The organism is Comamonas sp. GB3 AK4-5 (assembly GCF_041320665.1).
GTDB lineage: Bacteria > Pseudomonadota > Gammaproteobacteria > Burkholderiales > Burkholderiaceae_C > Comamonas.
Genome location: NZ_CP166730.1, coordinates 4,978,621 through 5,003,638 on the forward strand (window position 1 = coordinate 4,978,621; position 25,018 = coordinate 5,003,638).

Annotated in this window: 18 protein-coding genes and 2 pseudogenes; 9 read left to right on the forward strand and 11 right to left on the reverse strand. The window is 64.4% G+C overall.

What is annotated here, in order from left to right:
* Positions 1-109: 109 nt before the first annotated feature.
* Positions 110-697: a DJ-1/PfpI family protein gene (locus tag ACA027_RS22010; protein WP_370680307.1), complete on the forward strand. Its 588-nt coding sequence runs from the start codon at positions 110-112 to the stop codon at positions 695-697.
* A gap of 110 nt (positions 698-807) precedes the next feature.
* Here the strand turns inward: ACA027_RS22010 and ACA027_RS22015 are convergent, their stop codons facing one another.
* On the reverse strand, positions 808-1,953 hold the full coding sequence (locus ACA027_RS22015; RefSeq protein WP_370680308.1) for an NAD(P)/FAD-dependent oxidoreductase: 1,146 nt from the start codon (positions 1,951-1,953) through the stop codon (positions 808-810).
* Between the two features lie 5 nt (positions 1,954-1,958).
* Positions 1,959-4,979, reverse strand: a complete 3,021-nt coding sequence (gene uvrA / locus ACA027_RS22020; RefSeq protein ID WP_370682657.1) for an excinuclease ABC subunit UvrA — start codon at positions 4,977-4,979, stop codon at positions 1,959-1,961.
* 305 nt (positions 4,980-5,284) lie between these two features.
* On the opposite strand from uvrA, the gene ACA027_RS22025 reads away from it, so the two are divergent.
* The 3 genes from ACA027_RS22025 (at position 5,285) to ACA027_RS22035 (ending at position 8,693) form a co-directional block, all read left to right on the forward strand.
* Positions 5,285-6,463: an MFS transporter gene (locus ACA027_RS22025; RefSeq protein ID WP_370682658.1), complete on the forward strand. Its 1,179-nt coding sequence runs from the start codon at positions 5,285-5,287 to the stop codon at positions 6,461-6,463.
* A 293-nt stretch (positions 6,464-6,756) separates the two neighbouring features.
* Complete coding sequence (gene ssb / locus ACA027_RS22030) at positions 6,757-7,323, forward strand: single-stranded DNA-binding protein (protein WP_370680309.1); 567 nt, start codon at positions 6,757-6,759, stop codon at positions 7,321-7,323.
* 566 nt (positions 7,324-7,889) lie between these two features.
* Positions 7,890-8,693, forward strand: a complete 804-nt coding sequence (locus ACA027_RS22035) for a hypothetical protein (protein WP_370680310.1) — start codon at positions 7,890-7,892, stop codon at positions 8,691-8,693.
* On the opposite strand, the gene ACA027_RS22040 is transcribed toward ACA027_RS22035, so the two are convergent.
* Entirely contained in the window at positions 8,690-10,030 is a 1,341-nt protein-coding gene (locus tag ACA027_RS22040) for a type II toxin-antitoxin system HipA family toxin (RefSeq protein WP_370680311.1), read from the reverse strand. The two genes, ACA027_RS22035 and ACA027_RS22040, sit on opposite strands and share 4 nt — an antisense overlap.
* Positions 10,031-10,038: 8 nt before the next feature.
* Entirely contained in the window at positions 10,039-10,332 is a 294-nt protein-coding gene (locus ACA027_RS22045; RefSeq protein ID WP_370680312.1) for a helix-turn-helix domain-containing protein, read from the reverse strand.
* Between the two features lie 361 nt (positions 10,333-10,693).
* Between ACA027_RS22045 and ACA027_RS22050 the strand changes: the two genes are divergently transcribed.
* From ACA027_RS22050 to ACA027_RS22060, 3 genes are all read left to right on the forward strand, one after another.
* A complete protein-coding gene (locus ACA027_RS22050) occupies positions 10,694-12,055 on the forward strand; it encodes a diguanylate cyclase (RefSeq protein WP_370680313.1) in 1,362 nt (453 codons plus the stop codon).
* Positions 12,056-12,233: 178 nt separating this feature from the next.
* Positions 12,234-12,920, forward strand: coding sequence for a LuxR C-terminal-related transcriptional regulator (locus ACA027_RS22055; protein ID WP_370680314.1), 687 nt, complete (start codon positions 12,234-12,236; stop codon positions 12,918-12,920).
* Between the two features lie 2 nt (positions 12,921-12,922).
* Positions 12,923-14,860 carry an ATP-binding protein gene (locus ACA027_RS22060; RefSeq protein ID WP_370680315.1) on the forward strand — a complete coding sequence of 646 codons (1,938 nt, stop codon included), beginning with the start codon at positions 12,923-12,925 and terminating at the stop codon, positions 14,858-14,860.
* On the opposite strand, the gene mnmA is transcribed toward ACA027_RS22060, so the two are convergent.
* From mnmA to ACA027_RS22085, 5 genes are all read right to left on the reverse strand, one after another.
* Positions 14,835-15,953 (reverse strand): tRNA 2-thiouridine(34) synthase MnmA, encoded by a 1,119-nt coding sequence (mnmA, locus tag ACA027_RS22065; RefSeq protein WP_370680316.1) that lies wholly within the window; start codon positions 15,951-15,953, stop codon positions 14,835-14,837. The two genes, ACA027_RS22060 and mnmA, sit on opposite strands and share 26 nt — an antisense overlap.
* Positions 15,954-16,020: 67 nt before the next feature.
* Positions 16,021-16,533 (reverse strand): NUDIX hydrolase, encoded by a 513-nt coding sequence (locus ACA027_RS22070; RefSeq protein WP_370680317.1) that lies wholly within the window; start codon positions 16,531-16,533, stop codon positions 16,021-16,023.
* Between the two features lie 100 nt (positions 16,534-16,633).
* On the reverse strand, positions 16,634-17,167 hold the full coding sequence (locus tag ACA027_RS22075) for a GNAT family N-acetyltransferase (protein ID WP_370680318.1): 534 nt from the start codon (positions 17,165-17,167) through the stop codon (positions 16,634-16,636).
* 176 nt (positions 17,168-17,343) lie between these two features.
* Positions 17,344-18,372, reverse strand: coding sequence for a two-component system response regulator (locus ACA027_RS22080; protein ID WP_370680319.1), 1,029 nt, complete (start codon positions 18,370-18,372; stop codon positions 17,344-17,346).
* The gene (locus ACA027_RS22085; RefSeq protein WP_370680320.1) at positions 18,357-22,061 is read right to left on the reverse strand and encodes a PAS domain S-box protein; all 3,705 of its coding nucleotides are present in this window, start codon (positions 22,059-22,061) and stop codon (positions 18,357-18,359) included. Before ACA027_RS22085 ends, ACA027_RS22080 begins: the two co-directional genes overlap by 16 nt.
* A gap of 331 nt (positions 22,062-22,392) precedes the next feature.
* Here ACA027_RS22085 and ACA027_RS22090 point away from each other — a divergent pair.
* Positions 22,393-22,608 (forward strand): annotated as a pseudogene (locus tag ACA027_RS22090) (DUF2061 domain-containing protein); the annotation flags it as partial.
* 69 nt (positions 22,609-22,677) lie between these two features.
* A pseudogene (locus ACA027_RS22095) lies at positions 22,678-22,806 on the forward strand (DUF2061 domain-containing protein); the annotation flags it as partial.
* 357 nt (positions 22,807-23,163) lie between these two features.
* Here ACA027_RS22095 and ACA027_RS22100 read toward each other — a convergent pair.
* Complete coding sequence (locus ACA027_RS22100) at positions 23,164-23,463, reverse strand: flagellar basal body rod protein (protein ID WP_370680321.1); 300 nt, start codon at positions 23,461-23,463, stop codon at positions 23,164-23,166.
* A gap of 537 nt (positions 23,464-24,000) precedes the next feature.
* On the reverse strand, positions 24,001-24,933 hold the full coding sequence (locus ACA027_RS22105; protein ID WP_370682659.1) for a LysR family transcriptional regulator: 933 nt from the start codon (positions 24,931-24,933) through the stop codon (positions 24,001-24,003).
* Between the last annotated feature and the right edge of the window lie 85 nt (positions 24,934-25,018).

Here is a 25,018-nt window from a genome sequence, read left to right on the forward strand (position 1 = left end):
GCGTAGTAAGCGGTTAATACCCGCTGCCCACCCCTCTGCCTACCATGGAAGCGCCCGCACCGAACGGGCGCTTTTTTTCACTCCCTTGTTCATCCACCAGGAGACACCCATGGCCGGCAAGAAGATTTTGATGATTTGTGGCGACTACTGCGAAGACTATGAAACCATGGTGCCCTTCCAGGCCCTGCTGGCCGTGGGCCACCAGGTGCATGCGGTCTGCCCCGGCAAAAAGGCGGGTGAGCAGATCAAGACCGCCATCCACGACTTTGAAGGCGCGCAGACCTATAGCGAAAAGCCCGGCCACAACTTCACGCTCAACGCCACGTTCGCCGAGATCAAGGCCGAGAGCTATGACGCCCTGGTCATCCCCGGCGGCCGTGGCCCCGAATACCTGCGCAACGACGCCGCCGTGCTGACCGCCGTGCGCCACTTCTTCAGCGCCAACAAGCCCGTGGCCGCCGTTTGCCATGGCGCCCAGTTGCTGGCCGGCGCCGGCGTGCTCAAGGGCCGTAGCTGCTCGGCCTATCCCGCCTGCAAGGCCGAGGTGGAGTTGGCTGGCGGCCACTACGCCGACATCGCCGTGGACCAGGCCCACACCGAGGGCAATCTGGTCAGCGCCCCGGCCTGGCCCGCACACCCGGCCTGGATTGCGCAGTTCCTGGCCTTGCTGGGCACCAAAATCACGCACGCCTCCTGAGCGGCTTTGCGGCTGGTCGTAAAAAGTGAGCTGCTTGTGCAGTCACTCCAGCGGTTTCAGGTGTTTTTCTGCCTGAAACCTAGGCCACAAGCGCGACGACTGCTCTTGTTTTAGTTTTGCACGCGGGCAGGCGAGAGCAAGGCGGGGTCCACGCCCTGGGCCGTCAATGCGGCATCCAGGGTCTGACCCAGGATCAGATTGCGCGCCAGCAGGCCGTAGCCGGCCGCGCTCTGTATGCCGTAGCCGCCCTGGGCCGCCAGCCAGAAAAAGCCGGGCAGTGGCTGGGGCGAGGCGTCCCAGCCCACCACCAGCTCACCGTCAGCCACAAAGCTGCGCAGCCCGGCCCAGGTGTGGCTGGGGCGGCGAATTTGCAAGGTGGTGGCCTCCTCGATATGCCAGATGCCGGTGGCCACATCCAGCGCCTCGGACTGCACATCGTGGGGCGTGGTGTCGTCGGCATTGGCGGGCGAGCCCAGCAACTGGCCGGCGTCGGGCTTGAAGTAAAAGCTTTCGTCGGCGCTGATCACCGCCGGCCAGTGCGCGGCGTCCATGCCCTCGGGGGCGCTGAAGGTGAAGGCGCTGCGGCGCTTGGGCGTGAGGCCTATGGGCGCGGCACCGGCCAGTTGGCCCAGCACATCGGCCCAGGCGCCGGCGGCGTTGACCACCACGGCGGCACAGGCGCTGCGGCCATCGGCCAGTGTGAGCGTCCATGTGCTGGCGGAGCGGTCCAGGGCCGTCACCTCGGCATCGCACCACAGCGATCCCCCGGCCTGGCGCAGGCCACGCAGATAGCCCTGGTGCAGGCCGTGCACATCGATGTCACGCGCGCCCTGGTCCAGAAAACCGTCGACCATGTGCTCCCCCAGCACCGGCACCAGCGCCTGCAGGCCCTGGGTATCCAGGCGGCGGGCGTCGGGGGAATGCGGCAGGGCCTGGGCGTAGGCCGCATCCAGCAGTTCGCGCTGTTCGGCCGTGGCGATATAGAGCACGCCGCGCGGGCTGAGGATGGGGGCGTCGGCAAAGCCGGCCGGAGGCGCGTCGTAGAAAGCGCGGCTGGCGCGGGTCAAAGCCTGGACCTGGGCCGGGCCGTAATGCTCTTCAAACAGCGCGGCCGAGCGGCCAGTGGTGTGGTAGCCGGGCTGGGCTTCGCGCTCCAGCACCAGCACCTGCTTGCCGGCCTGCGCCAGCTGCCAGCCCACTGCGGCGCCGGCCATGCCTGCGCCCACGACCACCACATCCCATGTGCCTGTCTGCATACCTGTCATTGCTTTGATTTTTTCCCTGATTTCACGGTTTTTTCTGACTCTGCATGCGTTTGCAGATACGGAGCCAGATAGCGGCCGGTATGGCTTTCCGGGTTTTGCGCCACCTGCTCGGGCGTGCCCACGGCCACCACCTGGCCGCCGCCGGCCCCGCCTTCGGGGCCCATGTCGATGATCCAGTCCGCCGTCTTGATCACATCGAGGTTGTGCTCGATGACGACGATGGTGTTGCCCGCGTCACGCAGCTGGTGCAGCACCTTGAGCAGCAGGTCCACATCGGCAAAGTGCAGGCCGGTGGTGGGCTCGTCCAATATGTACAGCGTGCGGCCGGTGTCGCGCTTGGACAGCTCCTGCGCCAGCTTGACGCGCTGGGCCTCGCCGCCCGACAGCGTGGTCGCGCTCTGGCCCAGGCGGATATAACTCAGGCCCACATCCAGCAGCGTCTGCAGCTTGCGGGCAATGCCGGGTACATCCTTGAAGAAGGCATGGGCATCTTCCACCGTCATTTCCAGCACGGAGGCAATGTCGCGCCCCTTCCACTGCACCTCCAGGGTTTCGCGGTTGTAGCGCCGGCCATGGCAGATGTCGCAGGGCACGTAGACATCGGGCAGAAAGTGCATTTCCACCTTGACCACGCCATCGCCCTGGCAGGCTTCGCAGCGGCCGCCGGCCACGTTGAAGGAGAAGCGCCCGGGACCATAGCCGCGCTCGCGGGCGGTATTGGTTTCGGCAAACAGATCGCGTATGGGCGCAAACAGGCCGGTATAGGTGGCCGGGTTGCTGCGCGGCGTGCGGCCAATCGGCGCCTGGTCGACATTGATGACCTTGTCGAAATAGTCCAGGCCTTCCATGGCCGCATGCGGCGCAGGCTCGGTGCCGGCGCGGTGCAGCTGGCGCGCCACCTCGGCATACAAGGTGTCGTTGACCAGGGTGGACTTGCCCGAGCCGGACACCCCGGTCACGCAGGTGAACAGGCCCACGGGGAAATCCGCCGTCACCTGCTGCAGGTTGTGGCCGCTGGCGCCCACCACGCGCAAGGCCTGCACGCCATGGTGCTGGGGTGCTTGCTGGGCGGCGGCGGGCTGGTCGCTGCCAGGCACCAGGGGAAAGCCACTGGCCGGGGGCGCAGCCGCCACAGCGCCCTCGTCTTGCTTGACCGGCAGCCAGGGCGTACGGCGCGCGGGCACGGCAATGCAGCGCTCGCCGCGCAAAAACTGGCCGGTGGGCGAATCCGGCGTAGCCGCCACTTCGTCAAACGTACCCTGGGCCATGATGCGGCCGCCATGCACGCCGGCGCCTGGTCCCATGTCGATCAACTGGTCGGCAGCGCGCATCATGTCTTCGTCATGCTCCACCACGATGACGGTGTTGCCGATGTTGCGCAGGTGTTGCAGCGTGGCGATGAGTCTGTCGTTGTCGCGCTGGTGCAGGCCGATGCTGGGCTCGTCCAGCACATACATCACGCCGGTAAGGCCCGAGCCGATCTGGCTGGCCAGGCGTATGCGCTGGGCCTCGCCACCAGAGAGCGTGTCGGCACTGCGGTTGAGGCTGAGATAACCCAGACCCACATCGTTGAGAAAGCGCAGGCGGGCAGCAATCTCGCCCACCACCTTGGCGGCGATATCGGCCTTGGCACCCAGCAGCTGCAGGGTCTCGAACCAGTTCTGGGCATTGGCCAGGGTGTCACCACCGATTTCGTAAATCGCCTTGCGCTGCGCACCCTCGCCCACACGCACAAAGCGCGCCTCGCGGCGCAGGCGCGTGCCATGGCAGTCCGGGCAGATGGCCGTGCTGCGCAGCTTGGCCAGATCGTCGCGCACCACCTGGGAATCGGTCTCGCGCCAGCGCCGCTGGATGTTGGGGATGATGCCCTCGAAGGGGTGGCTTTTGACCAGGGTCTCGCCCTTGCGCGCGCCACTGTCCAGGGTGTAGGTGAAGGCAATCTCTTCCTTGCCCGAACCCCACAGCACCACCTGCCGCACGGCTTCGGGCAGCTCGTCGAAAGGTGTATCAACGCTGACCTCGTAATGCAGGGCCAGGCTTTGCAGCATGGAAAAATAGTAGCCATTGCGCCGGTCCCAGCCCTTGATGGCACCGCTGGCCAGGCTGAGCGTGGGGAAGGCCACCACGCGCTCGACATCAAAGGCCTCGCTCAGGCCCAGGCCGTCGCAGCTGGGGCAGGCGCCCTGGGGCGAGTTGAAGGAGAACAGCCGTGGTTCCAGCTCGGGCAGCGAGTAGGTGCATTGCGGGCAGGCAAAGCGGCTGCTGAACAAATGCTCTTTGCCCGTGTCCATCTCCACCACCACGATGCGGCCGTTGGCCGCCGCGCCGCCTATGCGCAGCGCGGCTTCAATGCTTTCGGCCAGGCGCTGCTGCATATCGGCACGCACCTTGAGGCGGTCCACCACCACGTCCACATCGTGGCGGGCATTTTTGTCCAGCTGCGGCAGGTTGGCGGCGTCCACCACGGCACCATCGATGCGAAAGCGGATATAGCCCTGGGCCTGCATCTGGGTGAACAGCTCGACGAACTCGCCCTTCTTGCCGCGCGCCACCGGCGCCAACACCATGATGCGGGTTTCTTCGGGCAGGGCCAACACGCTGTCCACCATCTGGCTCACGGTCTGGGACTGCAGCGGCAGGTCATGCTCGGGGCAATACGGCGTGCCGGCGCGGGCGTAGAGCAGGCGCAGGTAGTCGTTGATCTCGGTCACTGTGCCCACGGTGGAGCGCGGGTTGTGGCTGGCGGCCTTTTGCTCGATGGCGATGGCGGGCGACAGGCCTTCGATCAAATCCACATCGGGTTTGTCGAGCCGGCCCAGAAACTGGCGCGCATAGGTCGACAGACTTTCCACATAACGGCGCTGGCCTTCGGCGTACAGCGTGTCAAAAGCCAGGCTGGACTTGCCCGATCCGGACAGGCCGGTGAGCACCACCAGTTGGTTGCGCGGAATGTCCAGATCGATGTTTTGCAGGTTGTGCGTGCGGGCGCCGCGCACGCTGATGCAGGCGCGGCCCATCACGTCGCCCAGGTAGCGGCCTGCGGGGGCTGCGGGCGCGTCCGATGGACTCACGCGGGCAGTGGAATCTGAGGATGACGCGGAGGATGACGGTTTCACAAAAAATGGCCTTCTCGACGCAAGCCCCGCCAAGGGGAAACCCACCATGATAAAGATTCGCCCCCAACCCTGCCTGGCGGCGTGCAGCCGGATGACCGACAATGCGGGCTCTGCGGTGCTTGCCGGCCGCCTTCTTTCTTCACCGCCCTCCTGACTTCGCTCGCGTGTCTGCCACCTCTGCTGCCCCCACCACCCCCACTTCCAAGATGACGCCCCAGGAGCGCAGTGCAAGCGCCAGCCTGGCGCTGATTTTTGCGCTGCGCATGCTGGGCCTGTTCCTGGTGCTGCCGGTGTTTGCACTGGAAGCGGCCCGTTACCCCGGTGGCGATGACCCGGCCCTGGTGGGCCTGGCCATTGGCATGTATGGGCTGACGCAGGCCCTGTTCCAGCTGCCGCTGGGCCTGGCCTCGGACCGCTGGGGCCGCAAGCGCGTCATCGTGGCCGGCCTGCTGGTGTTTGCTGCTGGCAGCCTGCTGGCCGCCATGGCCGACTCGGTCACCGGCCTGCTGGCAGGCCGGGCGCTGCAGGGCGCGGGCGCGGTGTCCGCCGCCGTCACCGCCTTGCTGGCTGATTTGACGCGCGACAGCGTGCGCACCAAGGCCATGGCCATGGTGGGCGGCAGCATAGGCCTGACCTTTGCGCTGGCCCTGGTGCTGAGCCCGCTGTTGGCCGCCTGGGGCGGTCTGCCCGGCATCTTTGGCCTGACCTGCGCCCTGGCCCTGGCCGGCATCTGCGCCGTGCTGTGGGTGGTGCCGGCCGAGCCCGTGCAGCACGCCGATGCCCCGCGTGCAGGCTTTGCCGAGCTGCTGCGCCATGGCGATCTGCTGCGCCTGAACCTGGGCGTTTTCGTGCTGCACACCGTGCAGATGGCCATGTGGGTGGCCGTGCCGGCCATGCTGGTGCAGGCCGGCCTGCTCAAGGCCGCGCACTGGCAGGTGTATCTGCCGGCCGTGCTGCTGTCCTTTCTGGCCATGGGCCTGCTGTTTTCCATGGAACGCAAGGGCCGGCTGCGCGCCGCGCTGCTGGGCGCCATCGCCCTGGTGCTGGTGGTGCAAATCGGTCTGGGCATGCTGGCCGCCAGCGGCAGCATTCCCACCATCTGGTGCATGGCTCTGCTGATGTTTGTGTTTTTCTGCGGCTTCAACGCCCTGGAGGCCAGTCAGCCCAGCATGGTCTCGCGCATGGCTCCGGCGCCGCTGCGCGGCACGGCCCTGGGGGCCTACAACACCTTGCAGTCGCTGGGTCTTTTTGCCGGTGGCGCCCTGGGCGGCGCCCTGGCCAAATGGGCGGGTGCCCCCGCGCTGTTTGCCACCACCGCCCTGCTGTGCGTGCTGTGGCTGGTGGTGAGCTGGCCGCTGCGCCCGGTGGGCCGCACAGGACATTGAAGACAGGCCCCTGCGGCCGGTGTGGCCGCTGCCCCGCAAGCCCCGAGAAAAGGGGAGCAGTTTGTGCTTACTGCGCAACAGTTTCAGATCATAGAACCGCTGAAACCTTTGTATTAAAAGCGTAGGGCGCTCACTTTTTTCATTTCCTCACGGTCAAGCGCGGGTCGCTAGGCACGATCCGGCCGAGCTGCGTTATGCTGCGTGCCTGCAGCCTACCGGAGGGGGCTGCACCTACCGATTTGGCCGGGGACCCTCCCCCTTTTCTCCGGCTAGCTGCACAGGATTTTTTACCCATGGCATCCGTCAACAAAGTCATCATCGTCGGCAATCTGGGGCGCGACCCCGAAATGCGCACCTTCCCCAGTGGGGACCAAGTGGCCAACGTCACCATCGCCACCACCGACAAATGGCGTGACAAAAACACTGGCGAAAACAAGGAAGCCACCGAGTGGCACCGCGTGGTGTTCAATGGCCGCCTGGCCGAGATCGTGGGCCAGTACCTGCGCAAGGGCTCCCAGGTGTATGTGGAAGGCTCCATCCGCACCCGCAAGTGGACCGACCAGGCTGGCCAGGAGCGCTACAGCACCGAAATCCGCGCCGACACCATGCAGATGCTGGGCGCCCGCCAAGGCATGGGCGGCGGCCAGAGCCAGGGTTATGGCGATGACGCCGGCTACGGCGACAACGGTGGTGGTGGCTATGACGCGGCCCCGCGCCGCCCGGCCGCAGCCCCTGCACAACGCCCCGCTGCCGCACCGCGCATGGCCCCGCCCGCACCGGCAGCCGCCGCACCCATGGCCCCTCCGCCCCAGCGCGCTGCTTCGGGCTTTGACGATATGGATGACGACATCCCGTTCTGACCGGCAAAAGCACCTTCAGAAAAAAGCCCCAAGTGATAAGCACTTGGGGCTTTTTTTATGGGCCGCGCCAGCTGTAAGTTGTGCGATTATTTCTCACATATTTTCGACAGCACCTGGATTTTCAGCAGCTCGATAGCTGGCACTACAGCAATACACCAGACACTAGTCGACGGATTTTTTCCGATTCGGTTTTATCTGCCGAAAAATATGCTAACTTGGCTGCACGCCGTGCTCTGAAGCACTGTTATTTTCATTAATTATTTTGGTATTTTTTAAAATATTTATCGCATCAGATAAATCCCTAAGCATTCCCGTAAAACCCAAAACAATAAATACATTACGGACATGTGCGGGGTCCATTGCCGCTCAAATCAACAATTCTTTCATTTATAAACAATACCGGCGTCTTGCCCCACGCGACCGTCTGGCATATTCAAATCACTGAGTCCGCATTCGCAAACTTCCCCGCCCGCTCCACAGTGCAGCCGATTATGGGAAAGGTGTGAAGGCGGTGATTCCCAGCAACAAAACCCAGACGCCACCTTGCGTGGCCAGAGGAATGCGCCATGCAAAACCACGTTATTGAAAGCCTGGTCAAGGGGAAGCACTCTGCGGACCTCTGCGAGGATAGGCTGCATATCTCTGATGACTACATCGCCATCATCGACGGCGCCACCTCCTTGGTGGACCACGGCGAACGCAAGCGACCCGGCAGAATCATTGCCGAACTGGTGGATGCTTTATTGCATGCGATGGAGCCACAGCTGGAGGCGCCCGATTTTTTCAGGGCACTGAGCCACCACGTTGCCCAAGGGCTTGCGCCTCTCTGGCATGACACCGATGAGCGCCCCACTGCTTCCATGCTGGTGTATTCGCGCAGCCGCGCAGAAATATGGGTGCTGGGAGACGGCTGGGCTGGCATCGACGACGAGGTACAACAATTCAGCATCCCTTATGCCGATGCATACACTTTTCTACGCTGTGGCTATCTGCACGCACTGATCGCCTCGGGCACGACGGTGGAGTCCTTGCTGGAGCATGACCAAGCGTTTGCACTGATCTCACCATTCATTCGCAAGCAACCAAAAATACAAAACCGCTTGCCACCGCCCTATGGTTATGGCGTCATGGATGGATCACCGAACTGCAGCCAGTATGTGCGCGTGTTGCCCGTGGGCCAGGGCCGGCAGGTGATTCTGGCGTCCGATGGCTATCCCACGATCAAAAGCAGCCTCGCGGCCTCCGAGGACTATCTGCAGGCGCTGTTAAGCAGAGATCCGCTGATGATTCATGAGCATCCGCAGGTCAAAGGGCTACGGCCTGGGCAGGTCTCTTTCGATGACCGCAGCTATATACGGTTCACAACTTAGAGCGGGCGAGTCTTGAAGCTGTCCAAGCGCTGCACCATCCGCTCTTTCATCTTGTCCGTGATCCCGGCTTGGGCCACCAGCGCAGGCCAAGTCTCAAATGCCCTATGCGCGCAGCGGCGCAACGCAGTCTGCGCGGGCTTTTCCGGAATGCCCAGGCGAGCGCAGAAACTGCGCACCACCGCAGGCGTGAGCCTTTGGTGTTCGTACTTCTTTCCCGCCTCGGGCGCGATCAGCTGCAGGGCCCGGCCGCTTTGCAAGACGCCATATGCGGCGTACGCCACGAGGTCATAGGCGGGTGGCAGATCCGGTGTGCGGCCATCAGCGTAGCGCAGGCCCATGTTTTTGAGGTGCATGTCCGGGTTGCCCATCAAATCATTCACCAGAATGCGCCGCAGCAACTCATGCACCGCTGCCTCGCCCAGCGTGGGTTTGAGCATCATCACCGCAGCAATAGAGAGGTAGTCGCGCGTGTACTTGGCCTCGGGCTGCACACCCAGGATCTGCGCGAAGTCCTCGCAATGCACACGGCCTGTGGCAGTCGGTGCATCGCGGTCGTAGCGATACACCGCGAGAAACTGGGTGTCCCCATCCACATCACCCAGATCGTAGTGGTGCTCGGCGGCCAGGAGGGCCAGAGGCGCTAGCTCTGCCTCGACCACTTGCACGCCGGCAGCTTTGGCCAGGCACAACGACAGCGCCTCCAGCTCCGGCAGAAGCGGTTGGCCGGCCACTGGCAGCTTGGCGATAACGTGGCGCACCTCGCTGGCCTCGGTCAGCTTGGTACGGCCCACAAACCGGCCATCGCTCTTGAGCACGGCCAGCTTGGCCTGCACACCAGAAACCGAGATGGCGTCTTCCAGCGGGTCGGCCACCACCGACATCTCCAGTGCATCATTGTTTTGCGTGACGATGCGGCTCAACTCGGAGCGGCCAAGCTCTATCGGCAAGGCCTGCACATCTCCAGGCAGGTCTTTGCCCGTGGCCGCCAGAATCTCGAAATGGTCCTCGGGCTCACAGCCCCGCATCTCGGCAATGCGCGTGCGCAGCGGCCCTTCCGGCAACAGGTTTTGAAAGAACGCTGGCAGCAGCCATCCGCGCTTGGCATCCACCGACAAGCTGCCGTTGAGCTGCGCGGCCCCCAAGGCACGCCAGAAAGCGGCCTGGGCCTGGGGGTCGCTGGCCCGGTAGGACAGCGAGAGCATGGCCTGTTCAGGATCGCTGGCAAAGTCGTCGTCCGCAACAAAGCGATTGATCGTCTGGTCCTGGGCCAATGGGTACTGGAACAACACGCCTACGCGCCTGGTAGCCAGCCGGATTTCGAGTGCTTTGACCTGCATGGCGCTTCTCAGCTGTTGGCGTCTTGCAGCCGCTTCAAGGCACTGTCCACCAGGCTCTCCACAGGGCTTTGCACCGGCGCTTGCAGGACCTGGGCCATGCCTTTGGGCACCAGCATCAGCTCCAGATCCAATCGGTCCGCAATCGACAGCAGCGTGCTCAGTTTGTAGTCCTCCTGGCCACCGATCACATTGGCAAAGGTCTGGCGCGATACGCCCGCTGCATCACGCACTGCCTGCTGGGTTCGGCCGCTACGCTTAAGCGTCTGGCGCAAGGTTGCAGAGACTTCAGGGATGGTTTTCATATCGCCTCTAAAGTAGGATTATTTTCAATAAATCTACTTTATTAGGCACATGAGTGCAAATAACAGCCACCAAAGTAGAATATTTTTTGATAGTTCTACTATGGCAGGCAAATTCTTTGAGGTCGCTGCAATCCCGGAGAAGCATGCCAACGGCCACCAAGCAGTGGCATGGGATCGCGCCAAAGAAAGGTGCCAATGACCTGAGCTCGCGGCCCAGCCTGCTTTGCAGGCCAGCCCCATCGCCAGGCTGCAGTAGACTCCTGCCAGTGCCCTCTTTGGGGGCGCTCACTCTCAACATCTGCACAAGCGCGCTAGAGCCCCTCCTCGGCAGCCGCTTTTCTGGCTTCCGGCCTCTCCCGCCATGCCCTCCTACCCCGATGACCATTACGCTGCCGAATGGCAGCACTGCCTGCAGGCCACGCCTGCTGCTGCCCTGGCCCAGGTGCAGCACCTGGCGCAGGAACACCAGCAAGCGCTGGCCCGGCATTTCTATGACCAGATGCTGCAGGACAGCGTGGCGGCGCCGCTGCTGGACCATGAGCAGGTGCAGCGCCGCCTGAATGCCTCCATGCAAGTCTGGATTGCCGGGGTGTTCCAGGCCGCGCCGGGCTCCGACCTGTTGCCCCTGGTGGCCCAGCAAAAGCGCATTGGCGATGTGCATGCGCGCATCAACATTCCCATGCATGTGGTGCTGCGCGGCGCCCGCGCGCTCAAGGACCGCATGTATGCGCTGCTGCAACCCGCTGCGGAACCTGGTGCCGAGGGGCTGATCTCTCGCGTGATGGACCTGACCATGGAAATCATGGGCCAGGCCTATGCCCAATCGCATGACCAGCATTCCCAGGCCAAGGAGGCCTACCGGCACTTTGCCCTGGCCCAGAACGTGTCCACCGAGCGTGAGCGCCGCCGCGCCAATTTGCTGGACTGGGAAAACCAGCTGATGTTTGCCCATGCCGTAGGCAGCGACACCGCCCAGTTGCCGCAGCTGGGCCAGTCGGAGTTTGGCCTGTGGTTCCGCCACAAGGGTGCCCATGTGTTCCAGGGCACGCCGGAGTGCACCACCATCCTGGCCACCATAGAGGCCATAGACCAGCAGCATCTGCCCGCCATTCTTCGGGTGGATGCATCTGCCGCCGACAAGCTGGCCCTGCTGCACACGCTGCGCGACAACGCCCGGCGCATTGCGTTCTTGCTGGATTCGCTGTTCGAGCAATCGGGCGCCATCGAGACCGGCCGCGACGTGCTGACCCGCTTGCTCAACCGCAAGTTCCTGCCCGTGGTGCTGGACAAGGAGGTGCACTACGCCCGCCGAGGCGGCCACAGCTTTGCGGTGCTGTCCATAGACCTCGACCACTTCAAGGCGGTCAACGACAGCTATGGCCACGAGGCCGGCGACCTGGTGCTACAGCAGGTGGCTACGGTGCTGAGCCAGCACAGCCGGGGGGGCGACTACCTGTTCCGCCAGGGCGGCGAGGAGTTCATCTTGCTGTTGGTGGACTGCTCGGCCGAGATGGCACAGCGCACCGCCGAGCGCATGCGCGCGCAGCTGGCTGGCGAATTGTTCAATCTGCCGCATGGCCAGACCCTGCACATGACCATCAGCGTGGGCGTGGCCTTGTTCAACGGCCACCCCGACTACCAAACCCTGCTGCGCCGCGCCGATGCGGCCCTCTACCAGGCCAAGCACCTGGGCCGCAACCGCGTGGAAATGGCCCGCGACTAGGCTGTGCGCTGCGCGGGTTGGTGAGAGGGCTGAGGGGCCAGCCATGGCCATGCGATGGCGTGGATGGGCGCACCAGCAGGCTGCCGGCAGCTGCTGGCAAGCCCACAAAATACCCAATTACAGGGATAGGCGCGCGGGCCAGGCTGGGCCATAGTCGCTTATTGCTATTCACACCACCATGTCCCTATTCGCCCACCTCACTCCCGATCTCACCCTGCCTGCGCCTGTGCTGGTGGTCGAAGATGACGCCTTCATTCGCCAGCGCCTGGTGCGCATCATGGAACTGCTGGGCTACCACGACGATGCCCTGCTGCTGGCCGACACCCTGGCTGAAGCCCGCCGCATCACCGCCGAAACGCCTGTGGCCCTGGCCCTGGTGGACCTGGGCCTGCCCGATGGCAATGGCATCGAGCTGATTGCCGAGCTGCGCAACGCCGACCCGGCCCTGGGCATTTTGGTGATTTCCGCCTGGAGCACCGAGGATGTGTTGCTGGGCGCGCTGCGCGCCGGCGCCACCGGCTATGTGCTCAAGGAGCGCGATGACCTCGAGGTCACCCTGTCCATACGCAGTGTGCTGCGTGGCGGGGCCCCCATAGACCCCTTTATTGCCCGCCGTATCATTGCCGAGCTGCGCCCCTCCGAGTCCCCCAAGGAACCCGAGGCTGCAGAAGCCACGCTCAGCACCCGCGAGGCCCAGATCCTGGGCCTGGTGGCCGAGGGCCTGGCCAACCGCGAAATTGCCGAGCAGCTCCACCTCTCCCGCTACACGGTCGAATGCCATATCAAGCACATCTACCGCAAGCTGGCCGTGTCGTCCCGCGTGCGCGCCATCAGCGAGGCCCGCTCACGCGGCCTGCTCGGCTGAACATGCTCTGGCGCTGGTGGCTATGGCTGCTGCTGTGCATGGCCTGGGCCGTACCCGCAGGGGCCCAGACGCCCGCCCAGCCTTCCTGCGCGCCGCGCATTCTGTCCGTCCACGCCCAGCCCACCACGGGTGAAGGTCCGCCCCCGGCCGATGCCAACGCCGGAGACTGGACCGCTGTGCAACTGCCGGACCAGTGGCAGCGCCGCTGGCCCGACCACGACGGCGCCGTCTGGTATCGCATGGATTGGCAACTGGACTGCCTGGACGCCGATGCCCCCATCGCCCTGGCGGTCGACTACATGGTCATGGCCGGTGCGGTCTACCTCAACCAGGACCTGCTGTGGCGCGACCAGCACCTGCAGGAGCCGCTGTCGCGCAGCTGGAACCTGCCGCGCTACGCGCTGCTGCCCACTTCCGCACTGCGCCCCGGGCTCAACCATATCTGGGTGCGGGTCCATGGGCTTGCCGCACAAACCCCCGGCCTGGGAGGCGTACACCTGGGTGACCCCACCACGCTGTACCAGCGCCATACACAGCGTTGGTGGAACCAGCGCACCTTGCCCATTGCCAATCTGATGGTTTCCGGCGTGCTGGGCACCTTGTTTCTGTGCGCCTGGCTGCTGCGCCGCTCCCACACTGTCTACGGCTGGTATGCCTTCAACTGTGCCTGCTGGGTGCTGTTCACCGCCAATATGCTGGCCACCGAGGCCTGGCCGTATCCGGGGACCATGGCCATGGCGCGCGCCAACCTGCTGTTGTTTGTGCTGTTTTGCTTCAGCTACTGCCTGTTCACCTGGCGCTATGGCGCACAGCGCTTTCCCCGGGTGGAGTGCGCGCTGTGGTGGGTCACCAGCCTGTCTTGTGCCTGTGCAGCCCTGGTGCCGGATACGCTGCTGCCCGTCCTCTCCCCCGTGACCCAGCTTTTCCTGCTGATTGCCCTGGTCAACAGCCTGCAATTCCCCTTCCATGCCTGGCGCACGCGCAAGCTGACCGATCTGGTCTACGCCCTGTGCCTGCTGGTCTGCATGGCCGCCGGGCTGCACGACATGGCCTTGCTCATGCACTGGACACAGGGCGCGCCATGGATTCCCTACACCGCCTTGCTCACCATGCTGGCCCTGTCGGTGATGCTGGGGCGTGAGGTCACACGCAATATGCAGCGCGTCGAGGGCTTCAACCAGGAGCTGACCGAGAGCGTGTCTCAGGCCTGCACCGAGCTCAGCCATACGCTGGAGCGCGAACACCAGCTGGCGCTGCGCCATTCGCGGCTGCAAGAGCGCATGCAGCTGACCCACGACTTGCACGACAGCCTGGGCGGCGCACTGGTGCGCTCCATTGCCTATGTGCAGCAGGCCCCACAACCGCTGCCCAATACCCAGATACTGTCCATGCTGAAGCTGATGCGCGACGACCTGCGCCAGATGATCGACCACAGCACCAGCTCCCAGGCCGAAGTGCCTGCCACCCCGGTGGCCTGGGCAGCGCCGCTGCGCCACCGCTTCATGGGCCTTTTCGATGCGCTGGACATTGCCTCCCACTGGCTGATTCCTGCGCACTGGCAGCAGCCCCCCACCGCCTTGCAGTGCCTGAATCTGGCCCGGGTGGCAGAAGAGTCGCTGACCAATGTGCTCAAGCACAGCCAGGCCACCGAGGTATACATCGAGCTGCTACAGCCCTGGCCCCAGACGCTGCTGCTGCGGGTGCGCGACAACGGCGTGGGCTTTGATGTGGCGGCCGTGCACCAGCACAGCCTGGGTGTGGGCATGCGCAGCATGCGTGCGCGCCTGGAACGTTTTCAGGGCGGACTGCAGATACAGTCAGCACCAGGCGCTACGATTATCGAAGCACAGTTGCAGCTACAGGCCTGTGCAGCCAGCGCCCCCTCGCCTGCGGCGCCACAGGCGCAGCAGGCTCTCAGCGCGGATCGACCGCCGCGATAATGCCGCCGCCCAGGCAGACATCCCCGTCGTACAGCACGGCCGACTGACCGGGCGTGACGGCCCATTGCGCTTCGGGAAAGTCCAGGCGAAAGCCCTCGCTGGTGGCCTGCGAGATCAGCGCTGGCGAGTCCGGCTGGCGGTAACGGGTCTTGGACCCATATTCCCGGCCTTCGGCAGGCGCATGGCCGGCCACCCAGCTGATCTGGTCGGCCAGCAGCGACTGTGACAGCAGCCAGGGGTGGTCATGGCCTTGCACCACGCGCAAGGTGTTTTTGTCCAGCTCCTTGCGGGCCACAAACCAGGGCGCATGGTCGCCAGCGCCGCGCGCCGCGCCCTTTTCCTTGACACCGCCTATGCCCAGGCCGGAGCGCTGGCCCAGGGTGTAGAAGGACAGGCCCACATGCTTGCCCAGCTTGCGGTTGCGGTCGTCCAGAATGGGGCCCGGCTCCTTGCTGATGTAGCGGTTCAGAAAGTCACGGAAAGGCCGCTCGCCAATGAAGCAGATGCCGGTGGAGTCTTTCTTCTTGGCATTGGGCAGGCCGATTTCCTCGGCAATGCGGCGCACCTCGGTCTTGCACAGCTCGCCCACAGGGAACATGGCTTTCGACAGCTGGCCCTGGCTCAGGCGGTGCAGAAAATAGCTCTGGTCCTTGGACGCATCCACCCCCTTGAGCAACTCGAACAGACCGGACTCGGGGTTCTGGCGCACGCGCGCATAGTGGCCGGTGGCGATTTTTTCCGCCCCCAGCCGCATGGCGTGGTCCAAAAAGGCCTTGAACTTGATCTCGGCATTGCACAGCACGTCCGGATTGGGCGTGCGGCCCGCCTGGTATTCGCGCAGGAACTCGGCGAACACCCGGTCCTTGTACTCGGCGGCGAAGTTCACATGCTCGATCTCGATACCGATCACGTCAGCCACCGCAGCCGCGTCCAGGAAATCCTGGCGGCTGGAGCAGAACTCGCTGTCGTCGTCATCTTCCCAGTTCTTCATGAAGATGCCGACCACGTCATGGCCTTGCTGTTTCAACAGATGGGCCGTCACCGCGGAGTCCACGCCGCCCGAAAGTCCCACCACAACCCGATGTTTCGTCATAGCGGTGGATTATCCCAGCCCGCCAACAGGCAGGGGGCTGCGGGGATAAACAGGAGGTAGCCGTCGCTCAGGCCGCCGCCACAATCGGCACCGTAGGCTGGGGCGTGGAGAAAATGCTGGGATCGGCGTGGAACATGTCCAGGCCAAAGCGCTGGCCCGCCAGGTAGTCGCGCGCGCTTTGCAGTACCACGGGGCTGCGGTGGCGGGCGGCGCTGGCTTCCAGCTCTTCCAGCGTCATCCACAGGGTGCGAATGACGCCGTGGTCCAGCGCCCGGCCTTCGTGGAAGGCCCCCAGCTCACCGGTATAGGTGAAGCGCAGGTAGGTGATGTCCGAGCCGGTGCGGGTGCGCACAAAGCGGTTCATGTACACGCCCACCAGCGCCGTGGGCGTGAAATCGTGTGCCGTCTCCTCCAGTACCTCGCGCACGCAGGCCTGGGTGGGCGTTTCCGCCGGATCCAGGTGGCCGGCCGGCATGTTCAGGCGCAGGCCGTCCGCCGTGTCTTCTTCCACGAGCAGAAAGCGGCCCTCGCGCTCGATCACGGCCGCTACGGTCACATTGGGTTTCCATCGATTGGGCATGGCGGGCATTATCACCATGCGGCCTGACTTCACCTGTCCAGAACCCCTGACGTTCGTGTCAGACGGTAGACAAGGCGGGCAGAACCTGTTGGGCAGAGCTCTACCAGTGCCGCACCATGTAGACCGCATCCTCGCCATAGCTGCGCAAATGGGCCTGCTGCTGTCCGTCCTGCAGCGGATCCGGCACGAAGCCCTGGCGGGCCCAGTAGCGATCCGCCCCCTGCACCGCTACCAGGGCTGCCTGGCGCACGCCGCGCGCACTGGCCTGGTCGAGGGCGACCTGCAGCAGCTTGCGGGCCACGCCCTGGCCAGCCTGGGCCGGATTCACGGCCATGTCGTGCAGATACAGCACCGAGGCCTGTGGCAAGGCCGCAAAGTCGCCCTCCAATGGCGTGACCTTGCCATGACCGGACCAGTAAGCCGCCAGATAGGCCACCAGTTGCCCGCCCTGCTGCGCCGCCCAGGAGCAGTGGTGGGCCGCTTGCAGGCGGCGAGTGAAGACCGCTTCGCTTTCTGCAAAGTCCGCGCCATAGCACAGGGTCTGGATATGCAGCACGCCACCCACATCGGCCGGCGTGAGCGTGCGCAGCTGCAGGGAATGGCGAAGCGCAGTAGAGGCAACAGAATTCGACATGCAAGGATTATCGGCCGCGGCCCCAGCACAGGTCTTGCGCCGACGCAGTAGCCGCCGGCCGAACTTCGCTATCAATTTAATTGCAGACTATGCCCACCCCTCTGGCGATCCCGCATCGCAACTCCCAGATCGTGAAGCGGGGCAGACGCCGCAGACGCCTCAGGGGTGACTCCACCTCAATCCATCCACTCCGTGCGTATGGCGCCGATCTCCGCACCCAGCCCCAGGAAATGCTCGACCAGAAGCGGGTCGAAATGCAGCCCCGCCTGTGCACGCAGGTGGGCAAAGGCGTCTTCCACGCTCCACGCCTGCTTGTAGGGGCGCACCGTGGTCAGGGCATCGAACACATCGGCAATGGCCACGATGCGGGCCTCCAGCGGGATGTCGGTGCCCTCCAGGCCATGGGGATAGCCTTTGCCATCCCATTTTTCATGGTGGGTCAGCGCAATGGTGCGCGCCATCTGCAGCATGGGAAAAGCGTGCTCACCAATGATGTCCGCGCCCAGCTGCGGGTGGGAGCGCATGACGGTCCATTCCTCCGCATCCAGCGGCCCGGGCTTGAGCAGCACGGCATCGGGAATGCCGATCTTTCCCACATCGTGCATGGGGGCGGCATTGAACAGGTCTTCCACCCACTCGGGGCCACAGCCATAGGCCTGGGCCAGGGCTCTGGCGTACAGGCTCATGCGGATCACATGCTTGCCGGTTTCGTTGTCCTTGTATTCCGCCGCGCGGCCCAGGCATTGCACGATCTGCAGGCGCGACTGGCGCAGCGACTCGGCACGCACCAGCGACAGATGGGTGCGCACACGGGCCCGCACCACAGGCGCGCGCACGGGCTTGACGATGTAGTCCACCCCTCCCAGGGCAAAGCCGCGCTCCTCGTCCTCGCTGTCGGACAGGGCGGTGACAAAGATCACCGGAATGGCGGCCGTGGCGCTGTCGGCCTTGAGGTGCTGGCACACGGCGTAGCCATCCATGCCCGGCATCATCACGTCCAGCAAGATGAGGTCGGGCTTTTGCTGTGCTAGCTGCAGCGCCTTGGGGCCATCGGTGGCAAACAGCAGGCGGTATTCATCCTGCAGCAGCTGGCGCAGCACATGCAGATTGGTGGGTTCGTCGTCCACCACCAGAATGCGCTTGCGCTGATCCACCGGGGGCGCCGTCCTGGCATGGGCAGCAGCGGTTTCTAGGCGGGTATCCATTGTTTCTTCAAAGCATGTGCGCAGGCCAGGGCGCGGTCAAAGTCAAAAGCGTCCACCGCTTCTTGCAGTGGCAGCATGGCATCGGCAGGTAAATGCTGTTGCAGTGCGGCCAGCGCACCGGCCGCCAGTTCACCGCCTTCCAGCGCCTGGATGGTCTCCGCCAGCCATTGCTGCAGCTGGCCTACCGGCACCTGGGACATGGGGGGCTGGGCAACCAACGCTTCGCTGCTGCCCACGGCCCCCGGCTGCTGGGCCAGCAAGGCGTTCAGCTGCGCCAGGGCCTCGAACAGACCGCCCAGTTGCTGGTCGGCCTGCAAGCCGTCGGCCTGGCGGGCGGCGGCCTCCAGCGTGGAGGCCAGGGCGTAGAGCGCCGTCAGCGCCAGATTGCCTGCCGCACCACGCATGCGGTGGGCGCCACCGGCCAGGGCCTCCCAGTCTTCGGCCGCTCGCAGATCCTGCAGGCGGTGCACATGGCCGGGCTGCTCTTTGGCGAAGCGGCGCAGCGCCTTTTGCAGCACCTCCATGCTGCCCCAGCGCTGCAGGCCCACCGTCCAGTCGATGACATGGGCATCGACCATGGCCTGGCGTGAGGCTGCATGGGTGACGGGTACGGCCTCGCGCAGCTGGGCATCGATGCGCAGCACACGGGCCATTTCGGCATACAGCTTGGACAACTCCAGCGGCTTGTTGGCAAAACCATCCATGCCGGCAGCGCTGGCGGCGCGGCGGTCTTCCTCCAGCACGCTGGCCGACAGCGCCACGATGGGCACCGGCATGCGCTTTTCCTGCACCTCCCAGGCGCGGATGGCGCGCGCGGCCTCCAGGCCGTCCATGCCGGGCATCTGCAGGTCCATCAGCACCAGATCGAAGCGCTGCTGCTGGAACAGGGCCAGCGCCTCGGCACCGTCACTGGCCAGGGTGACGCGGTGGTGGGCCTTGCCCAGGTGAATGTCCAGCAGCTCCAGGTTCTCGCGCACATCGTCGGCCGCCAGAATGCGCAGCGACGGCAGCTCGGCAAAGCGACGTGGGCTCGTGGCGTCGGGCCGCTCGCCCGGTAAAAGCGGCAGCACCACGCGAAAGACGCTGCCCGCGCCCTGTGCACTTTCCACTTCGATGCGCCCGCCCATCAACTCGGCCAGCTGGCGCGAGATGGTGGTGCCCAGCCCCGTGCCACCGTACTGGCGGGTGGTGGAGGCGTCGGCCTGGGCAAAGGGGTCGAAGATGCGGCGAATCTGCTCGGCCGCAATGCCGATGCCGGTGTCCTGCACCGCCAGGCACAGCTGCCCATCGCGGTAGTCCACGGCCACGGTCACTCCGCCCTGCTCGGTGAACTTGACGGCATTGCCCACCAGGTTGATCAGAATCTGCTGCACACGCAGCGCATCGCCCACCAGGAATTCAGGGACGGCAGGGGCAAAGTCCTGCCGCAGATACAGGCCTTTTTTGTCGGCATTGATGCGCAGCGAGGCCAGGATCTGCTCACACAACTCGCGCGGACTGAAGGCTTCCTGCTCCAGCATCATGGCGCCCTTGTCCAGCTTGGCTGTGTCCAGGATGTCGTTGAGCAGGCGCAGCATGGAACGCGCCGAGTAGTGCACCGTGCTGAGGTAGCGCGATTGCTGGGTTTGCAGCGGGGTGTCCAGCAGCGCTTCGGTGAAGCCGATGATGGCGTTCATGGGCGTACGGATCTCGTGGCTCATATTGGCCAGGAAGGTGCTGCGCGCAGCGGCCGCGGCCTCGGCATGCTCCTTGGACAGCAGCAGCTCCTGCTCCATCTTGCGCCGCTCCGTCAGGTCGGTGATGAGCTGCACGATCTTGAATGGCTTGCCACCCGCATCCAGAATGGGGTGGTAGCTGCTTTGCACCCACAGCAGCCGTCCGCCCTGGCCCACGCACTGGTATTCGCCGCTCTCGGCCTTGCCGCTGCGCAGCGTCTGCCACAGCTGTTGGTAGCTGGAATCGGCCACACGCCCAGGCGTGCACAGCAGGCTGTGGGGCTGGCCCAGCAGCTCCTGCTCCGCGTAGCCAAACAATTGGCAGAAGTTGCCGTTGACCGATATCAGCCGGCCTTCCAGGTCGTACTCCACCACGGCCAGCGCGCTGTTGATGGCCGTCATCGTGCCCTCGAACTCGGCATTGCGGGCCTTGAGCGCGGTGTTGTCCATCATCACGCCATCGATCCACTGCAGCTGGCCGTCGGCCCCGTAGATGCCGCGCGCGCTTTCGGTCACCCAGCGCACACCGCCATCGCGGTGCAGGATGCGGTACTCCACGGTGTAGGGCTCGTTGTTTGCGATCGCATCGCACACCTGGCGGCTGAAAACGTCGGCATCATCCGGGTGCAGGATGTCGGCGAAGCATGCGCGTGCCTCCATGAAATCCTCTGGCAGCCAGCCCGTCAGCGTTTGCACCGAGCCCCCCAGAAACAGCGGTGCACCATGCCGGTCCTGCTGGCTGCGGAAGGTCACGCCGGGGATGTTGCTGATCAGCGTGCGGTGCTGCTTTTCGCTGTGACGCAGCGACTCCTCCATCTGCTTGCGGCTGCGAATATCGGTCAGAAAACCCACAAACAGCGGCATGCCCGGCAGCGGCACCCGTCCCAGCGCCAGGCGCACATCGACCAGGTAGCCGTCCTTGTGCAGAGCCTTCACCTCACGGCCCACACCGATGATGCTGGAATGCCCGGTCGCAATATGCCGGTGCAGATAGCCATCGTGCTCGCGCTGCATGGGCTGGGGCATGAGCATGCTGACGTTCTTGCCAATGACCTCCTCGGCCTTCCAGCCCAGCAGGCGCTCGGCCGCGCCGTTGTAGGTGCTGACCAGGCCGTTGCCCTCGATCATGATGATGGCGTCCACCGCCGTGTCCACCACGGCGCGCAGCCGGGTTTCGCTGCGCTGGACATCGCGGAAAAACTGGCGATAGCGCAGGCCCAGGTTCAGCACCACCACGACCAGGCTGAGCACCAGCACAAAACCGGTCAGTGCCGCCACCATGCCGATGCGGCCACCGGCCACTGCGCTGCCCATGTCTTCTGGCACCACATCCACATAGCGGATGGCAGCCATGGCGGTGTAATGCATACCAGCAATGGCCGTGCCCATGATGCTGCCGCCCAACAGGGTGGGCCACAGCTTGCGGCCGCTCTCCCCCAGGCGAAAGCGCACGCCCAGCGCAGCAGCGGCCAGCAGCACGCTCATGGCCACAGCCACTACCACCAGCAACGGGTCGTAGCGCATGAAGTCGCGCAGGTTGGAGGCCGCCATGCCGATGAAGTGCATGCTGCCTATGGCCACGCCCATCAACATGGCCGACAGCGCCAGCTGCCGACCAGAAATCTCCTCGCGCATCATCACCCGCAACGCCAGCCAGGAGGCCAGCAGAGCCGGCAAGGTGGACAACAAGGTGATCCACGGACTGAACGCGCTTTGTGCGCAAGGCCCATAGGCCAGCATGCCCACAAAATGCATGCTCCAGATGCCGCCGCCCATGGCCAGCGCCCCGGTGCTCAATGCCGTGGTTCGCGCCCAGGCATGGGTGCTGCGCCGCGCCAGCACCGCCATCTGCAATGCCACCATGGCGGACAGCAGGGCAATGCCCAGAGAAATGGCCACCAGGGATGGGTCCATCCAGCTCCACAGCGGGGGGTTGAAGGCTTCGCCTTGCACAAAGAACAGATCCAGGATCACGGTGGTCGCAGGCCGGTGAAATCACGAAAAGAATGCAGCGCCCCAAGGCGCTGCGCACATGCGGTCCATAACCTTAGCCATGGCGCCGTAGCGGCGGTGATGCTGACATGCCACCCAGTTTCCTGTACAAATTTTTACAAATACCCATGAACAGGCCACGGAAAAGCGGAAGGGCGCTACCGATTGATTGTTCTTATCGAGCGCATTCCCCCTCGCAATTGGCCTTGGGCCAGCATGCCCTCTACCATGGCAACCAGCACATCTTCTTGCGCAGAGCCACCTCCAGCAGAAAGAATGAATCTCATTCCACAAGATTTTCGCGAGCACGCCCATGACCTGCATCCACCGCCTCATTGCCCCGCATCGCACCACCTTGCGCAAGACCGCCAGCTACTATCTGGTGCACATCGCCGTGGCGGCGGTGGTGGCCTATGCCGTCACGGGCAATCTGTATGCCGCGCTCACGCTGAGCCTGCTGGAGCCCACGGTGCAGGCCTTTGCCTTCTTCTTTCATGAGAAAGGCTGGGAGCGCATCCCCCAGCGCCGTGGCCACACCCTGGCAAAGACGGGCAGCTACTACCTGCTGCACATGTCGGTGGCCACGGCCGTGGCCTACACCGTGACCGGCAACTGGGTGCAGGCCCTCACGCTCAGCCTGCTGGAGCCTGCCGTGCAAATGGTGTTCTTCTATGCCCACGAGAAGCTCTGGGAGCGCCGCCTCCAGCAGCAGGCCCTGGCCGCCTGAGCCGAAAGAACAGCCATGCCAGCACTTGCCACCTTCCCCAGTTGGTTGGCCGACCACCTCGCCAACTGGGCCCGCGCCAGCTGACCCCAAACTACCTTCAGGCCTCTGTCAGTGCTGCAGCGCAAGGGCCTACCCGGCCGCGCGGAAAATGGCACGATGCGCCTATGCGTGTGGTTTGTACATCACCAGGCCCTCCATCACCCCCCAGCGCGTAACACCGGCACTGTCCCATGCCAGGACACCGCGCAAGGGCCGCCTTGTATCCCTGCTAGGCGCCGGTGTCGTCCCCCTGCCCGCGAGCACAGCGAGCAAAGAGCGGGGGAAGGCACGCAGTGCCTCAAGGGGGTGTCGTTTTTCTCATGCTTTCACATCCAACAACGCGCCCTGCATGCGGTCGTTGGTGCGCAGCACCTGCAGATTGGCCAGGTAGGCGTAGCTGGCGCTGACCTGCTCCACCGCTTCCTGCACCGGCGCCACACCGGCCTCCACGGCGCGCGTGGTCTGGCCCTGTACACCGCCCTGCGCCAGCGCCTGCTGCTGCACCTGCTGGCGGCGAAAGTCTGCGGTGGACTGGTTGGCCACGTTGTGTGCCGAGGCATCCAGGCGCTGCTGCGCCACTTGCAGGCCCGACTGGGCAATGGAGGACAAAGTGGTCATGACGGTGTTCCGGTGCGGGAGGGAAGCCCCAGCATGCCACGGCCCACATGCAAATACCAGACCTGCAGGAACTTTCCTGCCCGAAGCCCATCCAAGCCATGTCAACAAACTGTGGAAAACTGCCGCACAACTGGCATTTTCACTGTGTACAAGCCATTAATATGCTGTGCATGGCAACAGGCTGCACCGCTTTGCGGTACAGGCTTTGCAGGGCATGCGGCCTGTCATGGCCGCGTCACACATACGCGGGAGACTGCTTGGCAGTGCCCTTGGGCATGCTGCTGGCTGTTTGTCATCTTTTTCCTTGTGGCTCTTTCAGGGCTACTTTTCAAGCCGTCCTCTGGACGGCTTTTTTTTGTTCTGCATCCCGCTCCTTGTTTTAGAGCATCCGCTGCGCATAAGCACTTGATATCAAAGATGTTTCAGCTTGACTTAAGAACCCATGCGCTGCAGCCGCTCTCTTTTTCGCAGAATGTGGATAAACCTGTTGGCAAGCCTGTGTACACCCCGGTATAGGCTGTCAACAGCCGTGGATAACTAGCCCGCATCTCCACCATGGGCCCGCACCAGGCAGTCGATAAAGGCCTGGGCGGCGCGGCTGGGCTGGGGGGACAGCCGCCACATGGCGACAAATTGGCAGTCGTAGTGAAAGCGCGCGGGCGCCACGGCCTGCAGGCGGCCCGCGGCCTCCAGTGCCTGGGCATAGTGGTCGGGCAGAAAACCCAGGTAGCAGCCCGAGAGGATCAGCGTGGCGATCGCCTCCTGGTCAAAGCCCGTGGCCTTGCGCGGCAGGCAGGCACTGTGGCTGAGTTCCATATTCGGCGAATGCTCACCCAGGCCGGCAAAGGGATAGCGGCGCAGGCCCTCCCAGTCCAGCTGGCTGTGGTCGGCCCCATGCAACGGGTGGCCGGCGGCGCAATACAGCTGCATATGCTCGGCAAACAGGTCGCGGTAAACCAGGCTGGCCGAGGCCCGGTGCGCCGGGATGATGCCCACCTGAAAGCGCCCCTCCATCAGCCCGCGCTCTATGGTGTTGATGCTGCAGACATGCAGCTGCAGATTCACCTCGGGCGCCTGCTGGTGGAAGGCGCGTATGGCGGCATCGATCTGCGCCGCCGGGTTGGTGACGGTCTTGTCAAACACCGCCAGTTCCAGATTGCCCCCCATGCGGTCGTGGATGTCGTCGATCTGGCTGCGAAACAGGTCCACCCCACCCAGCAGTTGCAGCGTGGCCTCATACACCTTCAGCCCCTCGGCCGTGGTGGCAAAGCCGGCACGGCCCCGGCGGCACAGCACCAGGCCCAGGCGCTCTTCCAGGTCTTTCATATGGCGGCTGAGGGTGGAGGCGCTGATGTTCAGCTCCAGCTCCGCTGCCGACATGCCGCCGCACTCCACCACGCTCTTGAAGATGCGCAGCAGGCGCAAATCCATATCGCTCAACTGGCCCAGCACCGCACGGGCGCGGGCCATGGGAGCGGCAGGAGCGGTGACAGCGGGAGCAGAGCGGGCAGAACTGGACGTCATGGCAGGCATTAGAGCAAGTTTCGCGGCCGCC